The organism is Prosthecobacter sp. (assembly GCF_014879935.1).
Lineage (GTDB): Bacteria > Verrucomicrobiota > Verrucomicrobiia > Verrucomicrobiales > Verrucomicrobiaceae > Prosthecobacter.
The window spans coordinates 1-24,789 of sequence record NZ_JACSRD010000220.1 but is presented as its reverse complement, the minus strand read 5'-3'; the positions used below and the strand labels follow the sequence as shown (position 1 = coordinate 24,789).

Genomic DNA, 24,789 nt, shown 5'->3' with positions numbered 1-24,789 from the left:
GCAGCGCACACGTATTGCATCGACCTGTGCAATCTGGACCACGCGTCAGCCAGGGCCAAAGAATGAGGAGACACGCCGCAGCATCCCGCCACTCCTCTGAAGTCTTCCTCCGCGTCATCACCGTGAGCGTGGAGACGATGAAGATCGTGAACGGGCTGCCGAAGCTGGATATTTGAGAGGAGCTCCACCACGATTTCCCGCCCACGCCATGCTTTCCACGACGAATCTTCCCCGCCCAGAAGGCCTGCATGAGGCCCTGCTGCGCTGCCAGCCGTGGGTGGAGTTTTATGGCGAACCGGCGATGCCGGGAATGCGGGATGGCTGGACTTACCTGCTGCTGTCAAAGCAGCCCTGCGGCCTGAGCGAGAGGCCGGCTGGCACGGCGGCCATGCGGGACCCCCAGCATGGACTGGTGCAGACGTTCTCCTTTTCGGCCGCCGAAATGGAAACGCTGGAGCGGACGCTGGCCGCGCTGTCACTGCCAGCGTCATGCGAGGCACCGCTGGTGATCGATGGCGGGCACGGCTGGGTGCGGCTCCATCACGGAAACGGCAGCCACACGGACCTGTGCTGGACCGGCGGCCCGCCCTCTCCCTGGCAGCCTCTGCTGAACTGGATGAATGAGGTGCGGGCGATGATCCTGGAGAAGATGTGGGACGACGCGGTGACGGAGCCGGTGCCGCCGGTGGAATGCGCGGATGAGGAGCTGTGAACGGGCGCTCCTGAGACGGGCTGGGAAGAAGAACTGAACTACAAGCTGTGGATCACCAAGGGTGCGCGTTTCAATGCGGCGATACGCTGTGAGGAAAAGGACCACGCAGCCACATGGACCAATGCCCTGCTGTCATGCTACCTGATCATCATCGGCCTCATCCCCTTCGTGCCGCATCCCGCGTTCAAGGCCATCTCACCGGACATCATCGGGTTTGGACGGCGCGGCCACCTGTAAAGGCAGAATCAGTAGGATTAGCGGGCCGACGAGCAATCTGGAAAGGCAGCGGTGTGGCATACGCAACCCCTCTTAGACGGCATCCGTCGAATCGAAAGTGCTCCGGTTTTTGTCTGGTCAAAAGCTTGAGCAGGGACAATCATCGCGCTTTTCCGCAGCCAGAAATAACCCCGTTGCTCTTCCTTGACCTCACGCTGCCCCGCCCGTTGATTTTCATATGAAACCGACCGTTCGCATCCACCCCAACGCCACCGTCATCGAACTCGAAGGCGAGGCCGATCTGGCGACCGTGCCGCAGTTCCAGCAGCTCGTGCGCGAGCAGATGAAGGCGAACGTGAAGCGTCTGATCATCGATTTTTCGAAGGTGACCTTCGTCAACACGCCGGTCTGGGCCGTGGTGGTCGAGTATTACCAGCATTCCAGCGGCGCGGGCACGGAGTTTGCGCTCACCGGCATCCACGGCCGTGTCGAGGCCTCCTTCAACATCGTGCGGCTGGGCGCGTTCGTGGTGCATCTGCCGACGGTGCAGGATGCGCTCGATGCCGCCACGCTGGCCCGCTAATTCTCCGCCTTCATGATGACCGCGCTCCGCCAGTACTTCGAAGTGTGCGGAGAACTGCTCTACTGGCTGTTCGTGGCGCCGTTTCGGGGCAAACCCTGGCGTCTGGGCCACACCTTCGCGCAGATCGTGCGCATCGGCGTGCATGCGGTGCCGATGTCGGCCCTGACCGCGCTGACCATCGGCGTGGTGCTGGCGATGCAGTCGGCCGCGCAGCTCGCGAAGCTCGGGGCGACGATGTATGTGCCTGGGCTGGTGTCATCGAGCCTGGTGCGCGAGCTGGCGCCGCTGATCACGGCGGTGATCGTCATCGGGCGCAGCGGATCGGCCGTCACGGCGGAGCTGGGCACGATGAAGGTGTCCGAGGAGATCGAGGCGCTGGAGGTCATGGCCATCCCGCCGATGTCGTGGCTGATCGTGCCGCGTTTTCTGGCCATGGTGATCATGATGCCGCTGCTGACGGTGTTCGGCATTTACGTCGGACTGGCCGGCGGCTGGCTGATCAGCCACTTCTCGCTGCACATGAACACGGCGTATTATGTGAATCACGCGCTGCAATACGTGGAGCTGCGGGATGTGGGCATCGGCATGCTCAAGAGCGGCGTGTTCGGCGTGCTGGTGGTGACGATCGCCTGCAGCATCGGTTTGAACGTGAGCGGAGGGGCGGAAGGTGTCGGACTTGCCACGACCCGCTCGGTGGTGGTCTCGCTGCTGGGTGTCTTCATCGCCAACGCCATCCTCACTGCGCTGTTTTTCTTCTGATGTCCTCCCAACTCCCAAACGCACCCGCAGGCGAGCCGATCATCGAGGTCGATTCGCTGGTGCGGCATTTTGGCAGCCAGACGGTGCTCAATGGCGTGAGTTTCAAGATCTACGCGGGCGACACCTTCGTCATCATGGGAGGCAGTGGCTGTGGCAAGAGCACTTTGCTGCGTCATCTGATCGGCACGGAGAAGCCGACCTCCGGCAGCATCAAGGTCTTCGGCCGTGAGATCACCACGATGCGCCATGGCGAGATGCAAAAGCTGCGCGGGCGCTACGGCATGCTGTTTCAATCCGGAGCGCTGCTGCAATCACTCACCGTGGCCGAGAACGTGGCGCTGCCGCTGGTCGAGCACACCAAGCTGGACGCCGGACTCATCGACACCGTGGTGAAAATGAAGCTGGAGCAGGTCGGATTGACGGGCCACGGCCACAAAAAGCCCTCCGAGATCAGCGGCGGCATGAAAAAGCGTGCCGCGCTCGCCCGGGCGCTCGCCTTGGACCCGCCGCTGGTTTTCAGCGATGAGCCGACCGCCGGACTCGATCCCATCATGACCGCCGTGGTGGACGAACTGACGCAACGGCTCACGCAAAAGATCGGCGCCACGGTCGTCGTCGTCACTCATGACATGAACAGCGTCTTCCGCATCGGCACCCGCATCATCATGCTCGGCACCGGAGCCCAGCAGGGCAAGATCATCGCCCAAGGCACGCCCGAGGAGATTCGCGCGAACCCCAATCCCGCCGTGCAGCAGTTCATCAACGGTGAAGCCGAGGGCGACGCGGGCGACGACTCCGGCGGGCATCTTTACCGCGACTCGTTGCTCGGCGGGCATGCACGCACGGGCCTCCTTTCCAAGTCATGAAGAACAAGCACGACGCCATCGTGGCCTCCCTGGTCATCCTTTGCTCCCTGGCGCTGCTGGGAGCGCTGCTCTTCGCCATCTCAGGCGATCCGTGGAGCAAGCCGCACCTGCGCTTCTCCGTGGACTTCGAGGATGTGACCGGCCTGCATCGCAATTCAAACGTGCTGCTCTCCGGTTCGAACATCGGAACGGTCGAACGCATCGAGCACCTAGCCCCAGCGGATCGCCTGGTTCCTGGATTGCCGGTGCGCGTGCATGTCTCCGTGATGGAGAAGACGGCCATCCCGGCCCATGTGAAGGTGGTCATCAGCGCCGAATCGATCCTGGGCGAGAAGCACATCGGCCTGGTCCCTGTGGATGACGAAGGCGGTCTCCTGGCCGATGGGGCGAAGCTCAGCTCCAAAAGTCTCGGCAGCATGCTGGAGATGTTGCTGCCCGGCGGGGACGTGCTGATCGCGAACCTCAAATCGATCACGGACGACATCAAGAAGATCACCGATCCGCTGGGGAAGGGTGACGCCTCGCAAAAGATCACCGATTCGCTCGCGAACATCGAAGCGTTCACCAACGAGCTCAAAACCATCTTCGCGGGAGACGGGAAGACGCCCGGGTTCGGCCAGAAGCTCAACAGCGTGGCCGACAAGCTGGAGGAAACGGCCGCAGGCATCCAGGAACTGGTGCAGGGGCCGAAAGGCGCGGCGGACAAGGGACTGGCGAAGCGTGCGGATGCCGTGCTGGCGAATCTCGAGACGTTTTCAAAAGAGCTGAACGCCACCATCGCCGGAGCCGATGGGAAGCCGGGACTGCGTGCGCGTCTTGACGAGATCACGGGCGATCTTCACCGCCTCCTGGCGGGTGGCGAGGGTGCGGCCGGGCCGGGGCTGGAGAAGCACCTCGACACCACGATGACCAAAGTCCAGATGCTGGTGGAGGAGATGAGCGCGCTCGTCGTCTGGGGCGAGTACATCACTGGAACGCTGGCGGAGAAGCCGAACCGGTTGATCTTTGGCAACAAAGAAAACGACGTGCCGACGAAGGAGATGATCATCGAACACATGCGCCGCTCCAAGGAGCCCTATCCCGTGCGGATCAAGGAGCTCGAATCCAGCACCAAGCCAGAGCCGCCGATGTCTGAGCCGAAAAAGAAAGGCATCCTCGAAGTTTTCAAACGCCGTGAGTGACAGTCCTCCCATGCAATTGCGCCAGAACGTGCTGATCGATGTGGCACGGCGGCTGAGCAGCACCCAGAACCTCGTTGAGCTGGTGGATCACATCCTGCAGCGTTCGCGGGAGGTGATGGACTGCGAGGTGTGCTCGATCCTGCTGCCGGACGGTCCGGAGGAGGATCTGCTGATCCGCTCCACCCTGGATCCGATCAATGCGATGGATGTGCGCGTGCCGAAGGGGAAGGGGATCGCCGGGGATGTCTATGCCACCAAGCGGGCCGTCAACATCGAGGACGCGCTCAGTGATCCGCGTCATTTCCGCCCGGCGGCCGATCAGAGTGATCTCGTGACGCGGGCGATGGTGACGATTCCGCTGCTGGATGGCGAGCGCTGCCTCGGCGTCATGCAGGCGATCAATCCGAATCGTGGCGGGGCTTTCACGGCGCAGGATGTGGAGATGTTTGAGAGCTTTGGCAGCCTGATCGCGGTGACGTTGCTGCGGCTGGAGTCGCAGAAAAAGGCCATCCAGGAGGCGGAGACGCGGCAGCAGCTCTCGTCGGCGAAGGAGATCCAGGATTCCTTCCTGCCAGCGCCGCAGGTGCGTCTGGGCGATGTCGAGGTGGAAAGCTTCTACCAGCCGGCGAGCGAAGTCGGAGGTGATTTCTACTTCTGGCATCAGATCGACGACGGCAAGATCCTGCTCGGTGTGGGCGACGTGTGTGGGAAAGGCCTGCCTGCGGCGCTGGACATGGCGCGTGGGACGACCCTGATCGCATCGACGGCGCATTTGTGCGTTTCGATGGGACTAGCGGAGTGGACGGCCACGCTGAATCAGCGCCTGTGCGGCGTGATGAAGGCCGGGCGGTTCATCGCCATCAATGCGATGCTGATCTGCCCGAAGACGCGTCGAGTGTCGCTCTGCTGCGCCGGATTGCCGGGTGCGCAGGTGTTTGATGGCCAAAAATGGCAGGAAGTCGCCGCTCCTGCCAACGCGCCGCTCGGAATCGCCAGGGTGGCACGTTATGAGGAACGAGTCCTTTCGCTGAGCCGGGGCTGCCAGTGGATGCTTTTCACCGACGGCATCACGGAGGTGCAGAACCGGGCAGGTGAGCATTTCGAGGATCGTGCCTTTGCCGAAACGCTGGCGCAAACAGGCTGCGGCAAGGATTCCCTGAAGCACCTGGTCGAAAAATGGAGCGCTTTCGCCCACGGGGCCGCTTACCAGGACGATGCCACGGTGCTGATGATCACGGACCACGCCACGCCACCGCCCAACGAGATCGCGCTGACCTGCCAGCCGGACACGCTGCGGCTGGTGCGTGAGTTCATCGACGCCTGGGCCCTGTGGCACGGCATTGCTGACGACGTGATCGGTCTCATCGTGCTGGGTTGTGATGAGGTGATGAGCAACATCTGCAAATACGCCTACTGCTCCGTGGATGGCGGCCGCCCGGCCTGCTGCCGGATCGAGTCCGATGACTCAGCCATCCGCATCTTCATCGAGCATCAGGGCGAAGGCATCACCAACGAGGACTTCGCACGTCTCGTGACGCCGCCGTGCGAAGGCCAGCGCATCGGCGGGCTGGGGCTGCATGTCATCCAGGAGGTGTTTGATCGTGTCGATTTCCGTCGTGAGGAGGGGAGATCGGTGATCGAACTGGTGAAATCACTCTCCGCCGCAAGGGCGGGTTGATGTGCGGGCAGTTCGCGGCATGGATGGGCGGACATGGCAAAGATTCGGATCAAAAACGTCGGCAAGATCATCGCGTGGCTCATGCGCGGCATCGGAATGACGCTGCGTTGGGAGGTGCGTGACGAGGCGGGGGTGTTTGATGCCACGCGGAAGGGCTGGATCTGGTCGTTCTGGCACAACCGCATGTTCCTGATCCCGTGGCTGCACCACGAGTGGTTCGCGAACGTTCCCGGCACCATTCTGACCAGCCCGAGCGGTGACGGGCAGATCATCGCCGATGTGTGCGAGAGTTTCGGCATCGAGGCGGAGCGTGGATCGAGTTCGAAGCCCGAGAAAGGCATGAGTGCCCTGATCGCCCTGGCGAAGAAGTCGAACGAAGGGTTTGAAATCGGCATCACGCCGGATGGTCCGCGCGGGCCGCTGCACCGGGTGCAGGCGGGCATCATCAAGCTGGCGCAGCTCACCGGCACGCCGATCATCCCGGTGCACCTGCATTACAGCCACGCGATCCAGTTCAAGACCTGGGACGAGTTTCTGCTGCCGCTGCCGTTTGCGAAGATCACGATCGTCTTTGGCAAGCCGCATCACATTCCGCGGCGCATGACCGAGGAGGAGTTCGAACAGCAGCGGCTGGCGTTGGAAGATGTGATGAGGTTTGGAACCCGTCTTGAAAACCTCCAGCGCGGCCGCTAGCCTCGGCGCATGGAAACGCTCTCCGTCCGCTGCAATCACTGCGGCGCGCCACTTCAAGTCGCGAACAACACCCGTTTTGTCACCTGCCAGTTCTGCCAGAGCAGCCTGGAGGTAAAGCGCACCGATTCTTCCGTGTTCACGGAGGAGGTCGCGAAGATCGCCGACAACACCGGCCGGATGGCGGAGAGCCTGGAGGTGATCACATTGCAAAATGAGATCGAGAAGCTGGATCGTGAGATGGGCATCCAACCGGTGGCTTCAGCGCAAAAAAAAGCGGGCCTGGTCGGTGGCGTCATGGGCGGTGCCTTCGGCATCTTCTTTGCTGTGGTGTGCTTTCTGATGGCTTATGGATTTTCCTCCGCAGGGGCCGGGGTGTTCACGATCGTGCCCGCAGGCATGGGGTGCTTCGGGTTGGTGATGGCGGTCGTATCCGTGATCGGAGGCGTGAACCACGAGGCGGTGAATTCGACGCGCCAGGAGCGACGTGCCGAATTGGAGCGCCAGCTTGCGGAACTGAGGCAGAAGTGATGCTGCTGGCGTTTTACAAGCCCTACGACGTGCTTTCGCAGTTCACGCAGGAGCATCCTTCGCATCGCACACTGGCCGAGTTTGGCTTTCCGCCGTCCGTTTATCCCATCGGGCGTCTGGATCGTGATTCGGAAGGTCTGCTGCTGCTCAGTGATGAGGCAAAGTGGAATGACCGCTTGTTGAACCCACGTCATGCGCACCCGCGGACCTATCACGCCCAGGTGGACGGTGCGGTCAGCGATGCAGCACTGCGTCAATTGCGTTCAGGCGTCGATTTGAAGGAGTTTCATACTCTGCCGTGCCAAGCACGGCGTCTGGAGGCGGAACCGGGCCATCCGCCCCGGAATCCGCCGATCCGCTTCCGCAAAAACATCCCCACAAGCTGGGTCGAACTCACGCTGACGGAGGGCAAAAACCGCCAGGTGCGCCGGATGACGGCTGCTGTCGGTTTTCCAACGCTCAGACTCGTGAGGGTGAGCATCGGAGGGCTGCAACTGGCCGATCTCGGCCTGGAGCCGGGGCAATGGCGCGAGTTGACGGGTCCGGAGGTCAGAAAGCTGGGTGTTTGAGGGTCATTTCCGTCCTTGCGCACCCCGTCCGGCATGCCATTTTCCGCGCCCTTTCCCCAACCCCCAGCATGGCCCTCATCGTCCAGAAATATGGCGGCACGTCCGTCGGCAATCCCGAGCGCATCCGCAACTGCGCCCGTCGCATCTTGGAAACGCAGCGGGCCGGCAACCAGGTCGTCGCCGTCGTCTCCGCCATGTCGGGTGTGACCGACAGCCTGATCAAGCTGGCGAAGGAGGTTTCCCCCGAGCGTGAACCCGTCGAGCGTGAGATGGACGTGCTCCTCGCCACGGGCGAGCAGACCACCATCGCGCTGACGGCGATGGCAATCAACGCGCTGGGTGGCAAGGCCGTGTCCCTCACCGGCGCTCAGGCCGGCATTTCCACCGACCGCGTGCACACGAAGGCCCGCATCGTGAACATCACGCCGGATGCGGTGAAGAAGATGCTCGATGAAGGCAATATCGTCATGTTGGCCGGCTTCCAAGGCGAGACTGCGAGCGGCGAAATCACCACGCTGGGCCGCGGCGGCAGCGATTTGACCGCCATCGCCATGGCGGCGGCCATCAAGGCGGATCTTTGCCAGATCTACACCGACGTGGACGGCGTGTACACCTGCGATCCGCGTGTGGTGAAGACTGCGAAGAAGATCGAGGAGATCAGCTACGAGGAGATGCTCGAAATGGCCTCCTCCGGCTCGAAGGTGATGCAGAGCCGCAGCGTCGAGTTCGCGAACAAATTTGGTGTGCGCTTTGAAGTGCGCAACAGCATGAACAACAACCCAGGAACCATCGTGAAAGAAGAAACCCCCGGCATGGAGTCCGTCGTCGTCCGCGGCGTGTCCCTCGAGCGCAATCAGGCCAAGGTCACCATCGACGACGTCGCCGACCGCCCCGGCATCAGCGCGGCCATCTTCGGCGCGATCTCACAGGCGAACATCACGATCGACATGATCGTTCAGAACGTCAGCTTTGATGGCATCACGGACATCTCATTCACGCTCAGCGCCGCCGACCTGCCGAAGGCCGAAGCCGCACTGAAGGCGGTGGTCCCCAATCTCGGTGAGAAAGCCACCCTGCGCACGCAGAGCGGCATCGCCAAGGTCAGCGTCGTCGGCATCGGCATGCGCAGCCACAGCGGCGTGGCCGCGAAGATGTTCAAGGCTCTCGCCGACGCGAAGATCAACATCCAGATGATCTCCACCAGCGAGATCAAGACGGCGGTCATCGTCGAGGAAAGCGAAGTGGAGAACGCCGCCCGCGTCGTTCACACGGCGTTCGGTCTGGATGCGTGACAAAGCAGAACCCTGTTCCGCAGGAACAGGGCAATTTTAAAAATCAAAACCCCGGCCCGCGTGAGCGGAACCGGGGTTTTAAATTTCAAGCCGTCAGGCGTCTTACGCGCAGCGCTTCTGGTAGTACTGCTGATAGACGTTTTCGTTCAGGCGCAGCTTGGAACGGAGCGAATCGAGGGCGGAAGACTCGCCAGTGAACTGGACTTTCACGAAGTGGCCGGCCTCGACGTGACGCGGGTTGAAGGGGAACTTGCGTTTGCCCATGTTGTCGATCTGCTCAAGCTTCAGGCCGGACTTTTCCATGTCCTTGCTGATGGTGCTGACGAGGGAGTCGATGGTTTCTTCCTTGCCTTTGGTGTCGAGCACGATGAGTGCCTCGTATTTGCGGGTCATGTCGGTGTTGTGGTTTTAGGGTTCAGGTTGTCGGTTGAAGACATTCATGGCGGCATCCAGGCCACGGTTAATCGCGGCCAGCACGGCATCGGCGGCCCGCTGGATGACATTTTGCAGATCAAGCTGCTCCTCGGAGCGAAAGCTGCCCAGCACATGGCCCACCATGCGTTCGCCTGCGGGGCGTCCGGCGGCGGGGGCGATTCCCACCTTCAGGCGGGGAAACTCCTGCGTGCCGAAGGATGAGATGAGGGAGCGGATGCCATTGTGTCCTGCGGCGGAGCCATTGGAGCGGAAACGCAGGCGTCCGAGCGGAAGATCCACATCGTCGTAAACCACCAGCGTCTGGGCGGGGGAGGTCTTGTAAAAATGTCCCACCGCCTGGGCGGAACGGCCGCTGTCGTTCATGAACGTGAGCGGTTTGAGCAGATGGCCGCCATTGAACTTCGCCACGAGGCCTGACCAGCGCTTCTCCTCGCGGAAAGCGGCTCCCAGGCGGCGTGCGATTTCGTCCAGCACCATAAATCCAATGTTGTGACGGGTATCGCGGTAGGTTTCGCCAGGATTGCCGAGGCCGACAATGAGGCGCGGCATATTCATGCCGCTGCTCGTTGTGTCCGCGCCGGAAGCCACATCGCGGAAGGATTATTTCTTGGCCGGAGCGGCGGCGGCGGCAGCAGGTTTGGCTCCTGCGGCAGGGGTGGCGGCAGCAGCAGCGGCAGCCGGCTCGGGTTCGGCCTCCACTTTCGGCTCCACGCACATGACGATGACGACATCACCAGCCAGGCGCGGTGTGACACCGGCGGGGAAGGCGATTTCGCTGATGTGGATCGCCTGGCCGAGCTCAAGGTGGGAGACGTCGATCTCGATCGCTTCAGGAAGATCCTTTGGAAGGCAGCGGACTTCGATTTCGTGATGAATCGCTTCCACCAGGCCGCCGAACTTCTGGCCTTTGGCCTCACCTGTGGTGGTCACAGGCACGTTGGCGTGGATTTCCTCGTCAGCGGCGACGGCGTGGAAGTCGATGTGAAGAATGCCGCCGCGGAGGTAGTCGTGCTGCACTTCCTGCACGAGGGCGAGCTGATCTTCGCCGCCAGCGATCTTCAGGGAGACGAGGATGTTGTCGGAGGCGGAGCCTTCAAGGAGCTTGGAGAAGGTCTTGCCGTGCACCTGGATGTTTGAGGGCTTCACCTTGCGGCCATAGAGCGCGGCGGGGATGTTTCCGGCTTTGCGCATGCGTTTGACAGCGCCCGTTCCGGACTGGGTGCGGGGTTCTGCCTGGAGATCAAGAATTTTGGCCATGGTCGTGTTCCTCGATGGAGGTGTGGGTTTTGGAAAAAGGGCGCGGAGAATACACGCCTACCCCCGTGTGTCAAACAGTGAAGTCACGGACTCATTGCCGTGAATGCGGGCGATGGCCTGGGCCAGCAGCGGCGCGATGTCCAGGGCGGTGACTTTGTCGCCCGTGGCCTGGGGTGTTGAATTGGTGGCCAGTAGCTCGACAATCGGCGAATTCGCGATGCGGGCGCGGCCCTTTTCGCCCAAAACGGCGTGGGAGACGCCGGCGTAGATCGTCTTCGCTCCATGCTCCAGCAGGAGTTTGGACGCCGCAGTCAGGGTGCCGGCCGTCTCGGTCAAATCGTCCACCAGCAGCACGTTTTTGCCCGCCACGTCGCCGATCACGCTGTGCGCCTCGACTTCCTCGGCACTGACGCGGTTTTTGGCGACGATGGCCATCGGTGCCTTCAGCGCCTTGGCGAAGGCGTGGGTCATCTTGATGCCGCCGACATCGGGAGAGACGACCACGAGGTCGTTGATCTCGCGCTCGCGGATCGCCTTCATCAAAACCGGAGCGGCATACAGGTGATCCACCGGGATGTCGAAGAAGCCCTGGATCTGCCCGGCATGGAGATCGACGGTGAGGACGCGATGAACGCCTGCCGCCACGAGCAGGTTTGCTACCAGCTTTGCCGTGATCGGCACGCGCGGGCGGTCTTTGCGGTCCTGGCGGGCATAACCGAAGAACGGCAGCACGGCGGTGATGCGCTGGGCGCTGGCACGGCGCACAGCATCCACCATGATGAGCAGTTCCATGAGGTTCTGATTCGTCGGCGGACAGGTCGGCTGCACGATGAAGACGTCACCACCACGGATGTTCTCGTGAATCTGCACGAAAGTCTCGCCGTCCGGGAAGGTGGTCAGCTCCGCTGCGCACAACGCCATCTCGAGGTTTTCGGCAATCGCTTTTGCCAGGGTGGGATGCGCGGAGCCGCTCAAGATCTTCAGACTTTCATTCATGGGCCGCGGAGTTAGTCGAGGCTGTCACAGAAATCAACCCGCCGGATGATTCTGCGGAGTTGTCTGGCGATTCGCTTGCAAGTTCTCGTGGCGCTGGTGAAAATTCTGCTTTTTAGACGGTGTTTTGACTGATCTGCCATGAATGATCCCACCGACGATGTGCCACCGCCGAAGACCACCGGCGGCGGCTGGCGCTGGGAACCGCCGGAACCGGAGGAACTGCAACGCATCCTGCCACAATACCGGGTCGAGTGCCTGATCGGCCGCGGCGGCATGGGTGCCGTTTACAAAGGCATCCAGCTCAGCCTGGACCGCCCGGTGGCGATCAAGCTGCTGCCACCCGCGATCGAGCAACAGGATGGTGCCTTTGCCGAGCGATTTAAAAATGAGGCGCGGCTCATGGGCCGCATGAATCATCCTGCCATCGTCAGCGTGTATGACTTCGGCCGCACCACGGAAGGGCAGCTCTATTTTGTGATGGAGTTTGTCGATGGCACGGACGTGCAGCGCATGATCGCCCGGGAGGGCCGCCTTTCTCCGGAGCACGCGCTCGCTGTCACGGCGCATCTTTGCGATGCGCTCGGCTACGCGCACAAGCAGGGCATCGTGCATCGTGACATCAAACCTTCGAACGTGCTGATTGACGGCGACGGCCGCGTCAAGGTGGCCGACTTCGGTCTCGCCAAGATCACCAACAGCGCCCAAAACTCCGGCCTCACCCAGACGGGCATGGCCATGGGCACGCCGGATTACGTGGCGCCTGAGACGCTGACTCTCGGCATCGATGTGGACGGGCGTGCTGACATCTATGCTGTCGGCGTGATGCTGTATCAGATGCTCACGGGCGACATTCCACGCGGCATGTTCAAGATGCCCTCGAAGAAGTTTCACAGCATCGATCCGCGCTTCGACGGCATCGTGCGGCGGGCGCTGGAGCAAGACCGCGAGGAACGCTACCAGACCAGCCTGGAGTTGCGTCGTGACCTGGATGTCATCCTCACCACGCCGCTGGCGGTGGCCGGGCAGGAATCCAGCGCCGTTTTGCCCAAGCAGCCCGCTCAGACGCCCGGCCGAACGGTGGTTCCGTCATCTCGAAGCCCGGCCTCGATGCCGCAACGCCGCCCCAGGCCGCAGTTCGAGGCTCCACCGCCGGAGCCGGCTCGGCGGCAGTCATCCACCGTGCCGTACGTGCTCGCGGCTCTTGGCATGCTGGGGGTTGGCGGCTGGTTTGTCATGAATCCGGGTGCCTTGCATCAGCCTGACGAGCCTTCCCCGCCAGCCAGCGAGGCAGTGAATCCTTTCGATTCCTTGGTCACGCCTTCCGGTTCGCCGCTGCCGCCGCCGGGTGCGGCGCCCGAGCGTGTGACACCAGCCTCCATGCCGGCTGCTTCCACACCCTCGTCGTCGCGTCCGACGACAGTGCCCCCTTCCAGCAGCACCAGCACCGTTGCTTCCACGCCGACACGGCCGCAATCCACGCCCCCGACGCCCACTCCCGTGCCTGCTCCGGCATCGACACCGGCTTCCGTGCCGAAGACGGTCACAGAGGAGCTTGCGCTGCTGGAGTCGCAGTTTCAAAGCGCCTTCGAAAGGGAGGTGAACACAGGTTATGCGGACCAGATCGCCACATTGAGCGCCAGCTACCTCGCGGCGCTGGAGCGCGAGCAGACCGAGGCCTCCCGCGCCGGCAAGCTGGATGATGCGATGGCTCTGCGCGAGGAGCGCAATCGCTTCGTCACGCACAAGTTCATGCCGTCCATCGATCCGGCCTCCCTGAACGCCACCATCGTGCGCTTGCGCAACACCTACCGTGGCATGGAGAAAGTGTATGCGCAGAAAAAGGACACCGATTCGCTGCCTCTCTACGACCGCTACATCGAGGTGCTCAATTCGATGGAGAAAAAGCTCAACAGCGAAGGCCGTGTCGGCGACGCGGGGCGGGTCCGTGTGAAACGTGACGATGTGGCGGCGAGGCGCAAGCAACGTGCCGCCAGGGTTTCGTCGGGTGCCGCCTTGCCGCCTCCTGCCAGTTACGAGCACATTGTTGGTGATGCGGATTTCATGCCCTTGGTCGCGGGCGTGTCTTCAGTCCGGGAGTTTGCTCTCGACCCGCGCTGAGGTCTTGTTTCAGCGTTCGCAGATTCTTGTCCTTTCTCCTCAATGCCCTGGCTTCATCTCATCATCGCAGGCCTTCTGGAGGTCGCTTGGGCGGTCGGTCTGAAGCACACGGACGGCTGGACACGGTTCTGGCCCAGCGTGATCACGGCGCTGCTCATGATCGCGAGCTTCTTCTTCCTCTCACTCGCGCTGCGTTCGCTGCCCATCGGCACCGCTTATGCCATCTGGACGGGCATTGGTGCTGTGGGCACCGCCTTGATCGGCATCTTTGTCTTCCATGAGCCCAGAACCACCGCCCGGCTCGTCTGCATCGTGCTCATCGTCGCCGGAATCATCGGATTGAAACTCACCAGCGGCTCACAGGCGTAATGCCTGTGGAGAGTCGTCATTCGTCATCCTGATTTCGTCATTTCCAGCCTTCATCCGCCCCCAGGTTTGACAATCCACCCCGCAGCCTCTTGATTCCCGCCATGACCCCCAGCCAGAACTCCGATTTCCCCTCCATCATCGCCCCGCACGCCAGCTACATGGTCCCCACCGTGATCGAAAGCGAAGGCCGGGGTGAACGCGCCTATGACATCTACTCCCGCCTGCTGAAGGACCGCATCATCTTCCTCGGCGGCGAGGTGAATGACACGATGGCCTCCATCATCATCGCCCAGCTCCTGTTCCTGCAGATGCAGGATCCGAAGAAGGACATCAACATCTACGTCAACAGCCCCGGCGGCAGCGTCACGGCCGGTCTCGCGATCTACGACACGATGCAGTTCCTCACATGCGATGTCTGTACCTACAGCATCGGCCTCGTGGCTTCGATGGGAGCCGTTCTGCTCGCCGCAGGCACCAAGGGCAAGCGTTACGCCCTGCCGAACTCCGACATCATGATCCATCAGGTCTCCGGTGGCGCACGCGGCACCGCCTCCGATGTTGAGCGCACGGTGGAATACATGTTCAACCTGAAAAAGCGCCTCAACCGCATCCTCGCCCACCACACCGGCAAATCCGTCGAGCAGATCGAACGCGACGCCGATCGTGACAACTACATGTCCGCCGCCCAGGCCGCCGAATATGGCCTCGTGGACAAGGTGCTCGAAGGAAAGAAGATCCTTCCTTCAGACGACAAGTAAGACCTCTCATCCCAAAAGGGCGGGACACATCATCCCGCCCTTTTTCATGCCCACAGATCGCCACTCCCAACCATCGCACCATGCAACTCGGCTTTGTCTCCGCCATCCTTCCGGACCTGTCTTTCCAGGAAGTCCTCTCCTTCGCCCGGCACGAGGGCTTCGCCACCGTCGAGGTCATGTGCTGGCCGGTGGGCAAGGCGGAGCGCAAATACGCCGGCGTCACGCATGTCGATGTCATCGGCATGACCAAGTCGAAGGCCGAGGACATCCTTGCCCAATGCCAGGATCAGGGCGTCGGCATAAGCGCGCTCGGCTACTACCCGAACATGCTTGATCCCAATCCCGAAGTTTCGCGCTTCGCCGTTTCGCACTTCAAAAAGGTCATCGCCGCCGCGCCGAAGTTCGGTCTCGATCTCGTCACCGGCTTCGTTGGGCGCGACTGGACGAAGTCCGTCGATGAAAACTGGCCGCGCTTCCTCAAGATCTGGAAACCCATCATCCAGTATGCCGAGGACCATGGCGTGAAGATCGGCATCGAAAACTGCCCCATGTCCTTCACACGCGATGAATGGCCCGGCGGCAAAAACCTCCTCACCACGCCCGCCATCTGGCGTCGTGCGTTCAGCGACATCGATTCCCCGAACTTTGGTCTCAACTTCGACCCCTCGCACTTCATCCTTCAGGACATGGACCCGCTCAGCCCGCTGGCCGAGTTCAAGTCGAAATTCTTCCACATTCACGCCAAGGACGTGAAGGTCGACCGCAAGGCTCTCAATGAAGTCGGCCGCTTCGACTTCCCGCTCCGCTGGCACCAACCGCGCATTCCCGGCTACGGCGACATCAACTGGCCCGCTTTCATGGCCGAACTCATGCGCATCGGCTACGACGGCCCCCTCTGCATCGAAGTCGAGGACGACACCTTCGGCAAAACGCTCGAAGGCCGCATGAAAGCCCTCAAAGTCGCCCGCAACGTGCTCGCGCCATTCTTTGGGTGACGGCGAATGGCGTCAAAGGTCAGGCTTTGCCGCGCCAACTCTTGTCAATCCCACCCGGTTCAATACTATCCACACATGTCCAATCGCGCCTACCTAATCAGTGACAACAATCCTGCGCCTGCATTTGAGGACGAAAACGGCAACCGTAACTTCGAGATTAGCGACGCTGTTAGTGAGGGCGGCAGCTACGTTTTCCCTTTCTTCTGGCTGACTGCATTCCGGGAATCGAATGCTGTTGCTCAGAAAGTTGGGGAAGACACCTTCACTTGTTTGGTTGCTCCGCTTGAAGATGCGCTCAAGAATCTTGAGGCGAGTAAAGAGCTTGTATGTTCAGAGTTCAGTAATCCCGTGTTCCACTGGCCCAGGTGGGAAGAAATCGTGCGTAGCTGCAAGGGGGCGTATCTCAAGATTGAAGCGACTGAAATCTGGGAAATGGATCCCGGCGCATATGAAAACAATCTGTTGCCAGCCATTTCGTGGTTCACATCCGGCCAGGAATCAGATCGCGCCGCCCTGTTGGAGTTGTGTGGTTTCAATCTGGATTTCAAAACCAAGTCGCTGCGATTGAACAACTCTCTCGTCACCGGGAATCACCTGTATGGGTTTGTTTGATCATTCAGGCCCTCCAATTCTTTTTGGTCCATCTCCGGTGCTCGAACGAAACTCGACCTTCTTCTCGTTGTCGCGCACCAGGATGAGGTTCACCTGATCCTTGAACATCTCGCAAAACACCGCGTGTCGCAGCTTGGTGCCGGTCAAACCTCTCGGCAGCACGATCTCGAAGAACAGCGTTACTGCCGGATCACTCTTCGCACTCGCGGCATCCAGTTCGCGTCCCACCCATTCGATCTTGGCGGCTTTGCCGGCTGCATCGGTGACCACGAAGGTTTTGGCGAGGTAGGCCTGGATTTGGGCGTCGATTTCGGCGGCGGGTGTTTTGTCGAGACGGGTTTCGCGTTCGCTCTGGCGGATGAGGGCGGTTTCGAGGTCGTTGATGAAGACGGTGAGGCTGACTTCGAGCTTCTTCGTCGTCGGATTGTACTCCGCCTCCGCTGTGGACTGATGCAGCGAGTGGGCGTGAAGGCTGGTGAGCGCAAACAGGCAGAGAATGGCGGCCAGTGAGCGCATAGCGCGATCAACGCAGATTCACCGCACCGCCATCGAGCGTGTAGTTCGTGCCGGTGGCGAAGGAGGCCTCGTCGCTGCACAGATAGAGCGCCAGGGAGGCGATTTCGTCCGGTTTGGCCATGCGGCCGATGGGTTGGGCCTCGCTGAGCTTCTGGAACATCTCCGCTTCGCGGCCGGGATAGGTTTTGGCGAGGTAACCGTCCACAAACGGTGTGTGGACGCGCGCGGGGGCGATGCAGTTGCAGCGGATGCCGTCCTTGATGAAATCTTTCGCGATGGAGTAGGTCATCATCAGCACGGCGCCTTTGGTCATCGAGTAGGCGAAACGGTCGGCGAGGCCGAGTTGTGCCGCGATGGAGCACATGTTGAGGATCACGCCGTTCTTTCGCATCACCATGTGCGCGAGAGCGGCCTGGGCGCAGGCATGCACGCCTTTGATGTTCACGCGATGCAGGCGGTCCATGTCCTCCTCAGTGGTGGTGAGCACGGTGCCGATGTGGGCGATGCCGGCGTTGTTCACGAGGATGTCGATCTTGCCGTGCTTGGCGGCCACAGCATCGAACAACGCCTTCACAGCCGCATAATCGCCCACATCGCAGGCGGTGGCGTTCCCGCTGCCGCCTGCGGCCTTGATCTGATCCACCGTTTCCTGTGCGGACTCCTGCTGGAGGTCAAAAACTTCCACGTGCGCTCCTTGTTTGGCGAAGAGGATGGCGATGGCCTGGCCGATGCCTGATCCGGCTCCGGTGATGATGACGGTTTTGTTGGCGAGTGAGAACATGAGCTGGGTTGGAGTGTGAAAAACGGAATGGAAGGCTACATCAAACGGCGAACTTGATGAACCTGCTTTCAAGGCGCTTCGGAATCACACACTGAATTTCGGCGCGGCCGGTTTCGTAGTCTTCGCTCAGGACCTTGCCCTCCTGATGGGCCAGGGCGACAAGATCCATGCGATCCAGTGGCAAACTCAGGGTGAGACGCACGACGCGGTCGATCATGAAGTCATGGAGGCGATGCAGGAGGTCATCCATGCCCTGGCCGCTCTTTACCGAGATCATGACAGCGCCCGGAAACTCGCGTTTCAGCTCCAGCAGCCGCGTGTCGTCCACCAGATCGATCTTGTTCAGCACCAGCAGGGCCTTTTTGTCACCTGCGCCCAGTTCACCGAGCACCTGGGTCGTCGTCTGGTGAAATTCGAGTGCCTGTGGCGAACTGGCATCAATGACGTGGATGAGGAAGTCGGCCTGGTTTGCCTCCTCAAGCGTGGCACGGAAGGACTGCACCAGATCGTGCGGCAGATTGCGGATGAAACCAACGGTGTCGGTGATGAGCAAGGGCTGGCCGTCCGGCAGCTCCATGCGCCGGGTGGTGGTGTCGAGTGTGGCAAACAGCTTGTTCTCCACGTAAGCGTCCGCCGCCGTCAGTTTGTTCAGCAGGGACGACTTGCCGGCGTTGGTGTAGCCGACGATGGCCGCATGCGGCACGGGAACGCGGCTGCGCTCCTTGCGCATGGTGTCGCGTTGCTTTTTCACCTCTTCCAGGTCGGCCCGCAGTTTGTCGAGGCGCTTGCTGGCGAGACGGCGGTCCACTTCGAGCTGGGTTTCACCCTCACCACGTGCTGCTCCCGCCCCGCCTTGTCCGCCGCCCGCGCCGCCGCCCTGGCGGTCAAGGTGCGCCCACATGCGGGTCAGTCGGGGGATTGAGTATTCCAGCCGTGCCAGTTCGACCTGCAGGCGAGCTTCGCGGGTCTTGGCCCGCATGTTGAAGATGTCCAGGATGACCTCGTGCCGGTCGATCACACAGATGTCGCCCTCGCTTTCCCATGCGCGTTGCTGGGCGGGGCTCAATTCGTTATCCCACACGATGCAGTCGGCGTTCAGGTCCTTCGCCTGCTTCATCAGCTCGGCGGATTTGCCGCTGCCGATGAGATGGCGGGCGGTGTGCTCGCGGGCATAGACGAGTTCCGCACCGATCACCTCGATGCCGAGGGTTCCGACGAGCTCGCGCAACTCATCCAGGAGCGCGGCGGCCTCCGGTTTCTCACGGCGGTCGAAGTACGCGCCGATGAGGAAGGCGCGCTCGACCATGTTGGGCTTTTCACGAATGTCGAACATGTGAAGCTGAGCATGGCGAGCGCCGGCACGTTGCCAAGCCGCGTATTCCATGCCATGAACGGGACCATGACACGCCGAAACGCCCTCTTTGCCGCCCTCTGCCTCGGGATCGCGGCTTGTGACTCCTCCGACAGCGGCAAGCTGCCCGTGAGCTACTTTGAAAACGACGCCGGAGAGGCCGCCATCCGTCATGTCATCGCCAATCTGCCGGATCTGAACCCGGGGGTCGCGAAGAGCTACTCCATCGTGCTGGGCGAGATCAATCGTGACGGCATGACGCCCGCCACGGACGCCTTCAGCGCACGGTTTGCCGATCTGAAGCTGAAGTTCATCAACGCCTTCAAACTGAAGGACGTGCCGCCAGAACACACCATCGCCGACCCCGACACCCATCTCGCTGCTTTCGTGCTTCAGCTCCGCTCGCTCCAGCAAACCAGCGCCACGACGTGGCTGGCGGAGGTCGGCTGGAGCTACAAGAAGGAGTTTGCCCGCTTCAAGCTGCGCCTGGAGACGAAGGATGGGAAGACCAGCGTGGTGAGCGCGGAAAAGATCGAGGAGAAGTGACCCGCCGGCTCACGCCAGCGCGCCGTCGTCCTCGACATTGTCCACGTCCAGGGAACGGACGCGTTTGCGATCGCGCTCGCTCTGGACCGCGGTGCGGAGTTTTTCACGCACCGACTCCACCTCGGGAATCGCCCGCATCGAGACGGTGGGGGAGGTGGCATCGGAAGTGATCATGGTCAGATTGCCCAGACCGACGAGACGCAGCATGAGCGGCTGGTCCATGGTGTAGTCCTTCACGCGGAAGAGCTCCAGCTCATCCACCTTCCGGTTGAGCACACCGGTGCGGATGCGCAGGCGTTGCGTGGTCAGTTCATAGGTGGTGCATTTCGTGATCCACCAGCGGACGAGCCACAGGAGGAGCGGAATCACGAGCGCGATGTAACCCAGCGCGCCCACACCGGCGGTGGGCAGCGCGATCATCGTGGCACCGACGGCGATGGCGGCCGCGAGGATCAGGCAGAACAGATAATACCAGAAATGCACCCACTGGGACGTGTGACCGGACCAGAGCGTGGTTTCCGAACCTGCGGGGGAGAGGGGAGCGTCTTCGGCGGGCATGATGGCAGTGGGTGGAGTGTTGGAGTGTGCTGGAGCGAGTGAAAATCAGGCGACCATGGCCGCGATCTCATCGAGCGCCTGCTTTGTGCGCTTGATGCCTTCGATCTCGGTGTGCTTGTCACCTTCGTATTCGATCCCGATGTAGCCGTTGTAGCCGGCCTTCAGCACGATGTCGATCAGGCGCTGGTAATCGAGGGTCATCTCGCGGCCTTCACGGCGGTCCTCGGTGTAGAATTGGCCAGCGCCAGTGTCCCAGTCGTAGGCCTTGGCGCTCATGCCTTTCTTCACCCAGGGCATGAACTCCCGCAGGCCTTTGTAGGGGTTGTAGAGCTCGCCTTTGTTGCGGTCGGTGTAGAAGTTGCCGAAGTCAGGAAGAATGCCGACACGGGCATGATCGGCGGCTTTCATCACGCCCGTGAGCCAGAGGCCGTTGCTGGAGAGGCCGCCGTGGTTTTCGACCACCACGAAGAGACCGCGCTTGTCGCCTTCGACGCACAGGCGGTGCAAACCATCAGCGGCGAGCTTCATCTGCTCGTCCCAGCTCAGTTTGGGATCGCTGGCGGCGTTCACGCGAATGCTGTGGCAGCCGAGCGTGGCGGCGGCGTCGAGCCATTTGAGGTGGTTCTCGATCGTCTTGGCGCGTTTGGCCTCGTCGGGATCACCGAGGTTGCCTTCGCGGTCGCACATGATGAGAAGGCCGGTCACGCCTTCGCCTTCCTGGCGCTTCTTCATCTCGCCGAGGTAGGCGGCGTCGGTGGCCTTGTCGAAGAACATCTGGTTCACATACTCGACGCCGTCGATGCCCAGGCTGCGGGCGATCTTGCAGAAGTCGAGGTGCTCATGCCGCTCCGCATTACCTTTGCCAAAGATGCCCTTGTTCAGCGACCATTCGGCTAGCGAGATCTTGAACGGCGCCTTTTTGTCCGCGGCCAGGGCAAAACGGGTGCCGGTGGTCACGGCGGCGGCCGCAGCGGCAAATTGAAAAAACTGACGACGGGAAGAGGTGCGGGTGCTCATGAGGAATGGCGGCCATTATGGAGCGGCCCGCTGGAAATGCTCCAGAAGAATTTTCAGACCGGCTTTGTAAATCGCAGCGCCAATCCTACGCGGCCTTGCGCTCGATGCGTTTGCGCATCAGCGGGGCACGTTCGCCTTTGACGACGCCTTCGTTGATGGTGACGCCACGTACGTCCATGCGGCTGGGCACGTCATACATGACATCGAGCATGATGCGCTCGAAGATGCTGCGCAATCCACGTGCGCCCGTGCCGCGTGAGACCGCTTCCTTCGCCATGGCGAGCATGGCGTCGCGGGTGATGGAAAGCTCGACGCCGTCCATGTGCAGCAGCTTCGAGAACTGCTTCGTGAGGGCGTTTTTCGGCTCCGTGAGCACCCGCATGAGCTCCTGCTCGGTCAGTGCCTCCAGCGAGCACACGACCGGGAGACGGCCGATGAATTCCGGAATGAGGCCGAAGGACAGAAGATCCTCCGGCTCCACGCTGGAGCGGGTTTTCCCGCTGTCCGCCTGCGTCTCATGCCCGGTGGTGACGAAGCCCATCGTTTTCTTGCCCATGCGGCGCTCGATGATCTTCTCCAGGCCGACAAAGGCACCGCCGCAGATGAAGAGGATGTTCTCCGTGTTCACCTGGATGTATTCCTGCTGCGGATGCTTGCGGCCTCCCTGCGGCGGCACGTTGCACACGGTGCCTTCGATGATTTTCAGGAGCGCCTGCTGCACGCCTTCACCCGACACGTCGCGTGTGATGCTGACATTCTCAGTCTTGCGGCCGATCTTGTCGATCTCGTCGATGTAAACGATGCCCACCTCGGCACGGGCCACGTCGTAATCCGCCGCCTGGAGCAGGCGCAGGATGATGTTTTCCACGTCCTCGCCGACGTAACCGGCCTCGGTCAGCGTCGTGGCATCGGCGATGCTGAAGGGCACGTTCAGGATGCGGGCCAGCGTTTTGGCCAGCAGCGTCTTGCCGCAGCCGGTCGGGCCGATGAGCAGCACGTTGCTCTTCTCGATCTCCACATCATGCGGGTCTGGCATCGCGGTGGCGACTTTTTTCGTCCCGCTCGCGCTGCGGGCGGCCTGCTGCTGGGCGTGCAGGATGCGCTTGTAGTGATTGTGAACCGCGACGCTGAGCACCTTCTTCGCCTGCGGCTGGCCGATCACGTGCTGGTCGAGCAAGGCGGCGATGTCCGCCGGCCGTGGCACCAGCAGGGAGGCGGCACCGGGCTCCGCGTCCTGGGAGGACTCCTTGTCGAGGATGTTTTTGCAGACGTGGATGCAGTTGTCGCAGATGTACACGCCCGGTCCGGCGATGAGCTTCTTCACCTCCGCATGGCTTTTGCCGCAGAAGGAGCAGAGGGTGACGTTGGAGCCGCGGGCCATGAGTTTTTGGGGGTGGAGGAATGTCGCACGGAAGCAGGATGCGCGTCAAGGCAACGCTTCGGCAGAACTTGGGACCACTTGGTCTTTGTCATTCCGGACGTAGCGGACGTTGATTCTTGTTCCGTCGATCTTTCGGACGGTCAAGACGTCCTTTTGCCATGTCAGGCCGTGACTTTCCGCACGGTCCAGATCGCTCCACGCGCTGATGCCCAGGCCGTGAATCACCGCGCCCGGCGGCACTGCGGCCGGATCGCGCAGCCAGGCGGGCGGAATGACGGCCTTGAGCGCCTCGAAGTGGGCCGCACGCAATTCATTGCCCCAGAACGACCGCAAGGCGGGCAGATGCAGCAGCGCTCGCTCGACCGGTTCGGTGGCGAACGCCGCGTTTCCGCCCGTCAGATGAATCTGGTTGCCGGTCGCGGTGAAAACCAGTTCCAGCGGCGTTGCCGGATCGCTGCTGGTCGCCGCCGGCATCCACCGGCTTAAATATTCCCCCAGAGCGGCGCTGAACCGGCCTTTCGCGGCTCGGTTCTGCAAAACCCGCCGTGCGGCAGCCCAGCGCAGCACGCGATAACCCGCCGACTGCACCGCCGCATGCAGCGGGCGGGGCAACGAATCGAGCGGGGCGGGCGGCGTCATGGTTTCGGGCAGTCTCCTAGCTGCGGAAGCCTTCACATTCAAAACGAGAGATTGCACGATCATGCGGATGGGCGGAGATTTTTGGACATGTCACGTCTCCCACGCCACTTCAGGCCTGTGTTCGCCGCCTCCGTCCGGGCCCGGCGTGGCTTTTCGTTGGTGGAGCTTCTTGTTGTCATTGCCATGATCGGCATCATCAGCGGCCTGCTCATCACCAGCTACGGGCACGGACATCGGGAGGCGATGCGCCGCATGGTGAACCAGCGCAATGCGCAGGAAATCGTCTCCCTGGGCGTGTGCGCCACCATGGGCGGCGCTGATTTCGTGGTGAAGGACGACAAAATGGCCACGGTCGAGAACCTGATCAAAGGCACCGTGGGAAAAGACGGCCTCTGGAAGGGCAAGACCTTCCGTCTGACCGGGCTGGACCACCATCGCATCCCGGACGCCCTGGATTTTGTGAGGTTTGAGGCCGGGCTGCTGCTCTACGAGCCCGCAGGCGGCCAGCTTTGAGCCTGGTGTCTTGCAACGGGCTTAGAGCCTGTTATTAACTTTGAAAAGGGCTGTACACTGGGGAGGTTTCGAGGCATACGCTTGGGATGGAACCTTCGACCAAGAAGCCAAGAGCCAGCTACACCAGTGACGTCAGCGATGCCGAATGGGACTTTTGCCGTCCCTATCTGGTGCTGATGAAGGAAGATGCGCCCCAGCGGGACTATCCGCTGCGCGAGCTGTTCAACGCCCTGCGTTACATCGTGCGCTGCGGCTGCCAGTGGCGCATGATGCCCCATGACCTGCCGCCTTGGCAGAACGTTTACCAGCAAGCGCAGCGCTGGATGAAGGCATGCTGCTTCGAAGCCATGGCCCATGATCTGCGTGAACTCTCACGCCTGGCCAAGGGACGCAAGGCCCAGCCCACGGCGGCCATCATCGACGGACGCACCCTGCAGTCCTCGCCAGAGAGCGGCGGCCGGGCAGGCTATGATGGCTACAAGCGTCGCAAAGGCAGCAAGGTGCACATTGCGGTGGATACTCTTGGGCATCTGCTGGCGGTGAAAGTGACGGCTGCCGACCAGCAGGAACGTGCGCAGGTCGGCGAGCTTGCAGAGCAGATCCAACAGGCCACCGGAGAGAATGTGCAGCTGGCTTATGTGGATCAAGGTTACACAGGAGAGGAGCCTGCACGCCAGGCGCAGGCGCATGGAATACGACTTGAAGTGGTCAAACTCTCGGAAGCCAAGAAGGGCTTTGTGCTGCTGCCAAAGCGCTGGGTGGTGGAACGCAGCTTTGGCTGGGCGGCACGCTTCAAGCGCTTCTCAAGAGACTACGAGCGTCTGGCCTCGACTCTGACCGGCATGCACTGGCTGGCCTTCGCAACCCTCA

Annotated in this window: 30 protein-coding genes; 19 read left to right on the top strand and 11 right to left on the bottom strand. The window is 61.7% G+C overall.

The genetic code is table 11. From position 1 onward, the window contains the following. Positions 1-208 precede the first annotated feature (208 nt). From IAE77_RS25405 to IAE77_RS25360, 11 genes are all read left to right on the top strand, one after another. Positions 209-712, top strand: coding sequence for a hypothetical protein (locus tag IAE77_RS25405; RefSeq protein WP_294232724.1), 504 nt, complete (start codon positions 209-211; stop codon positions 710-712). Positions 713-745: 33 nt separating this feature from the next. After that, a complete protein-coding gene (locus IAE77_RS30980; RefSeq protein ID WP_345781019.1) occupies positions 746-949 on the top strand; it encodes a hypothetical protein in 204 nt (67 codons plus the stop codon). A 217-nt stretch (positions 950-1,166) separates the two neighbouring features. Next, a complete protein-coding gene (locus IAE77_RS25400) occupies positions 1,167-1,511 on the top strand; it encodes an STAS domain-containing protein (protein ID WP_294232722.1) in 345 nt (114 codons plus the stop codon). Positions 1,512-1,523: 12 nt separating this feature from the next. Further along, positions 1,524-2,270 carry an ABC transporter permease gene (locus IAE77_RS25395; protein WP_294232720.1) on the top strand — a complete coding sequence of 249 codons (747 nt, stop codon included), beginning with the start codon at positions 1,524-1,526 and terminating at the stop codon, positions 2,268-2,270. Next, a complete protein-coding gene (locus tag IAE77_RS25390) occupies positions 2,270-3,136 on the top strand; it encodes an ATP-binding cassette domain-containing protein (RefSeq protein WP_294232718.1) in 867 nt (288 codons plus the stop codon). The genes IAE77_RS25395 and IAE77_RS25390 overlap by 1 nt, the downstream gene beginning before the upstream one ends. Further along, complete coding sequence (locus IAE77_RS25385; RefSeq protein WP_294232702.1) at positions 3,133-4,317, top strand: MlaD family protein; 1,185 nt, start codon at positions 3,133-3,135, stop codon at positions 4,315-4,317. The genes IAE77_RS25390 and IAE77_RS25385 overlap by 4 nt, the downstream gene beginning before the upstream one ends. A gap of 10 nt (positions 4,318-4,327) precedes the next feature. Then, the gene (locus IAE77_RS25380; RefSeq protein ID WP_294232700.1) at positions 4,328-5,995 is read left to right on the top strand and encodes a SpoIIE family protein phosphatase; all 1,668 of its coding nucleotides are present in this window, start codon (positions 4,328-4,330) and stop codon (positions 5,993-5,995) included. A 33-nt stretch (positions 5,996-6,028) separates the two neighbouring features. Continuing rightward, on the top strand, positions 6,029-6,688 hold the full coding sequence (locus tag IAE77_RS25375) for a lysophospholipid acyltransferase family protein (protein WP_294232698.1): 660 nt from the start codon (positions 6,029-6,031) through the stop codon (positions 6,686-6,688). Between the two features lie 9 nt (positions 6,689-6,697). After that, positions 6,698-7,216 (top strand): hypothetical protein, encoded by a 519-nt coding sequence (locus IAE77_RS25370; protein WP_294232696.1) that lies wholly within the window; start codon positions 6,698-6,700, stop codon positions 7,214-7,216. Continuing rightward, positions 7,216-7,785, top strand: coding sequence for a pseudouridine synthase (locus tag IAE77_RS25365; RefSeq protein WP_294232694.1), 570 nt, complete (start codon positions 7,216-7,218; stop codon positions 7,783-7,785). The genes IAE77_RS25370 and IAE77_RS25365 overlap by 1 nt, the downstream gene beginning before the upstream one ends. 68 nt (positions 7,786-7,853) lie before the next feature. Beyond that, complete coding sequence (locus IAE77_RS25360; RefSeq protein WP_294232693.1) at positions 7,854-9,077, top strand: aspartate kinase; 1,224 nt, start codon at positions 7,854-7,856, stop codon at positions 9,075-9,077. Between the two features lie 102 nt (positions 9,078-9,179). Here IAE77_RS25360 and rpsF read toward each other — a convergent pair whose 3' ends face one another. Genes rpsF through IAE77_RS25340 form a run of 4 tightly spaced genes read right to left on the bottom strand, consistent with a single transcriptional unit; the run spans position 9,180 to position 11,765 of the window. Beyond that, positions 9,180-9,470, bottom strand: coding sequence for a 30S ribosomal protein S6 (gene rpsF, locus IAE77_RS25355; protein ID WP_294232692.1), 291 nt, complete (start codon positions 9,468-9,470; stop codon positions 9,180-9,182). Positions 9,471-9,485: 15 nt separating this feature from the next. Continuing rightward, a complete protein-coding gene (gene pth, locus IAE77_RS25350; RefSeq protein WP_294232691.1) occupies positions 9,486-10,067 on the bottom strand; it encodes an aminoacyl-tRNA hydrolase in 582 nt (193 codons plus the stop codon). A gap of 45 nt (positions 10,068-10,112) precedes the next feature. After that, positions 10,113-10,769 carry a 50S ribosomal protein L25 gene (locus IAE77_RS25345; protein WP_294232690.1) on the bottom strand — a complete coding sequence of 219 codons (657 nt, stop codon included), beginning with the start codon at positions 10,767-10,769 and terminating at the stop codon, positions 10,113-10,115. Positions 10,770-10,826: 57 nt separating this feature from the next. Beyond that, positions 10,827-11,765, bottom strand: a complete 939-nt coding sequence (locus tag IAE77_RS25340) for a ribose-phosphate pyrophosphokinase (RefSeq protein WP_294232689.1) — start codon at positions 11,763-11,765, stop codon at positions 10,827-10,829. 138 nt (positions 11,766-11,903) lie between these two features. Here IAE77_RS25340 and IAE77_RS25335 point away from each other — a divergent pair, with 138 nt between their 5' ends. From IAE77_RS25335 to IAE77_RS25315, 5 genes are all read left to right on the top strand, one after another. Next, complete coding sequence (locus IAE77_RS25335; RefSeq protein ID WP_294232688.1) at positions 11,904-13,883, top strand: serine/threonine-protein kinase; 1,980 nt, start codon at positions 11,904-11,906, stop codon at positions 13,881-13,883. A gap of 42 nt (positions 13,884-13,925) precedes the next feature. Then, positions 13,926-14,252, top strand: a complete 327-nt coding sequence (gene sugE, locus IAE77_RS25330) for a quaternary ammonium compound efflux SMR transporter SugE (protein WP_294232687.1) — start codon at positions 13,926-13,928, stop codon at positions 14,250-14,252. A 101-nt stretch (positions 14,253-14,353) separates the two neighbouring features. Continuing rightward, positions 14,354-15,010, top strand: a complete 657-nt coding sequence (locus IAE77_RS25325; protein ID WP_294232686.1) for an ATP-dependent Clp protease proteolytic subunit — start codon at positions 14,354-14,356, stop codon at positions 15,008-15,010. 80 nt (positions 15,011-15,090) lie between these two features. Continuing rightward, positions 15,091-16,005: a sugar phosphate isomerase/epimerase family protein gene (locus IAE77_RS25320; RefSeq protein ID WP_294232685.1), complete on the top strand. Its 915-nt coding sequence runs from the start codon at positions 15,091-15,093 to the stop codon at positions 16,003-16,005. 75 nt (positions 16,006-16,080) lie between these two features. After that, a complete protein-coding gene (locus IAE77_RS25315) occupies positions 16,081-16,617 on the top strand; it encodes a hypothetical protein (RefSeq protein WP_294232684.1) in 537 nt (178 codons plus the stop codon). Here the strand turns inward: IAE77_RS25315 and IAE77_RS25310 are convergent, their stop codons facing one another. Genes IAE77_RS25310 through hflX form a run of 3 tightly spaced genes read right to left on the bottom strand, consistent with a single transcriptional unit; the run spans position 16,618 to position 19,247 of the window. After that, entirely contained in the window at positions 16,618-17,133 is a 516-nt protein-coding gene (locus IAE77_RS25310) for a DUF6702 family protein (RefSeq protein ID WP_294232683.1), read from the bottom strand. Between the two features lie 7 nt (positions 17,134-17,140). Continuing rightward, positions 17,141-17,914, bottom strand: coding sequence for a glucose 1-dehydrogenase (locus IAE77_RS25305; protein ID WP_294232680.1), 774 nt, complete (start codon positions 17,912-17,914; stop codon positions 17,141-17,143). A gap of 40 nt (positions 17,915-17,954) precedes the next feature. Then, entirely contained in the window at positions 17,955-19,247 is a 1,293-nt protein-coding gene (hflX, locus tag IAE77_RS25300) for a GTPase HflX (RefSeq protein WP_294232679.1), read from the bottom strand. A gap of 66 nt (positions 19,248-19,313) precedes the next feature. On the opposite strand from hflX, the gene IAE77_RS25295 reads away from it, so the two are divergent. Beyond that, positions 19,314-19,811, top strand: coding sequence for a hypothetical protein (locus tag IAE77_RS25295; protein WP_294232678.1), 498 nt, complete (start codon positions 19,314-19,316; stop codon positions 19,809-19,811). A gap of 9 nt (positions 19,812-19,820) precedes the next feature. Here IAE77_RS25295 and IAE77_RS25290 read toward each other — a convergent pair whose 3' ends face one another. From IAE77_RS25290 to IAE77_RS25275, 4 genes are all read right to left on the bottom strand, one after another. Beyond that, positions 19,821-20,369: a PH domain-containing protein gene (locus IAE77_RS25290; protein WP_294232677.1), complete on the bottom strand. Its 549-nt coding sequence runs from the start codon at positions 20,367-20,369 to the stop codon at positions 19,821-19,823. A 45-nt stretch (positions 20,370-20,414) separates the two neighbouring features. Further along, positions 20,415-21,386 (bottom strand): sugar phosphate isomerase/epimerase family protein, encoded by a 972-nt coding sequence (locus tag IAE77_RS25285; RefSeq protein ID WP_294232676.1) that lies wholly within the window; start codon positions 21,384-21,386, stop codon positions 20,415-20,417. Positions 21,387-21,471: 85 nt separating this feature from the next. Next, entirely contained in the window at positions 21,472-22,767 is a 1,296-nt protein-coding gene (clpX, locus tag IAE77_RS25280) for an ATP-dependent Clp protease ATP-binding subunit ClpX (RefSeq protein ID WP_294232675.1), read from the bottom strand. Positions 22,768-22,812: 45 nt separating this feature from the next. Continuing rightward, positions 22,813-23,448: a hypothetical protein gene (locus IAE77_RS25275; RefSeq protein WP_294232674.1), complete on the bottom strand. Its 636-nt coding sequence runs from the start codon at positions 23,446-23,448 to the stop codon at positions 22,813-22,815. 45 nt (positions 23,449-23,493) lie between these two features. Between IAE77_RS25275 and IAE77_RS25270 the strand changes: the two genes are divergently transcribed. Both IAE77_RS25270 and IAE77_RS25265 read left to right on the top strand, forming a co-directional pair. After that, a complete protein-coding gene (locus IAE77_RS25270; RefSeq protein ID WP_294232673.1) occupies positions 23,494-23,919 on the top strand; it encodes a type II secretion system protein in 426 nt (141 codons plus the stop codon). Positions 23,920-24,005: 86 nt separating this feature from the next. Then, positions 24,006-24,789, top strand: a 784-nt coding sequence (locus IAE77_RS25265; protein WP_294232671.1) for an IS5 family transposase, incomplete at its 3' end; no start/stop codon positions are given.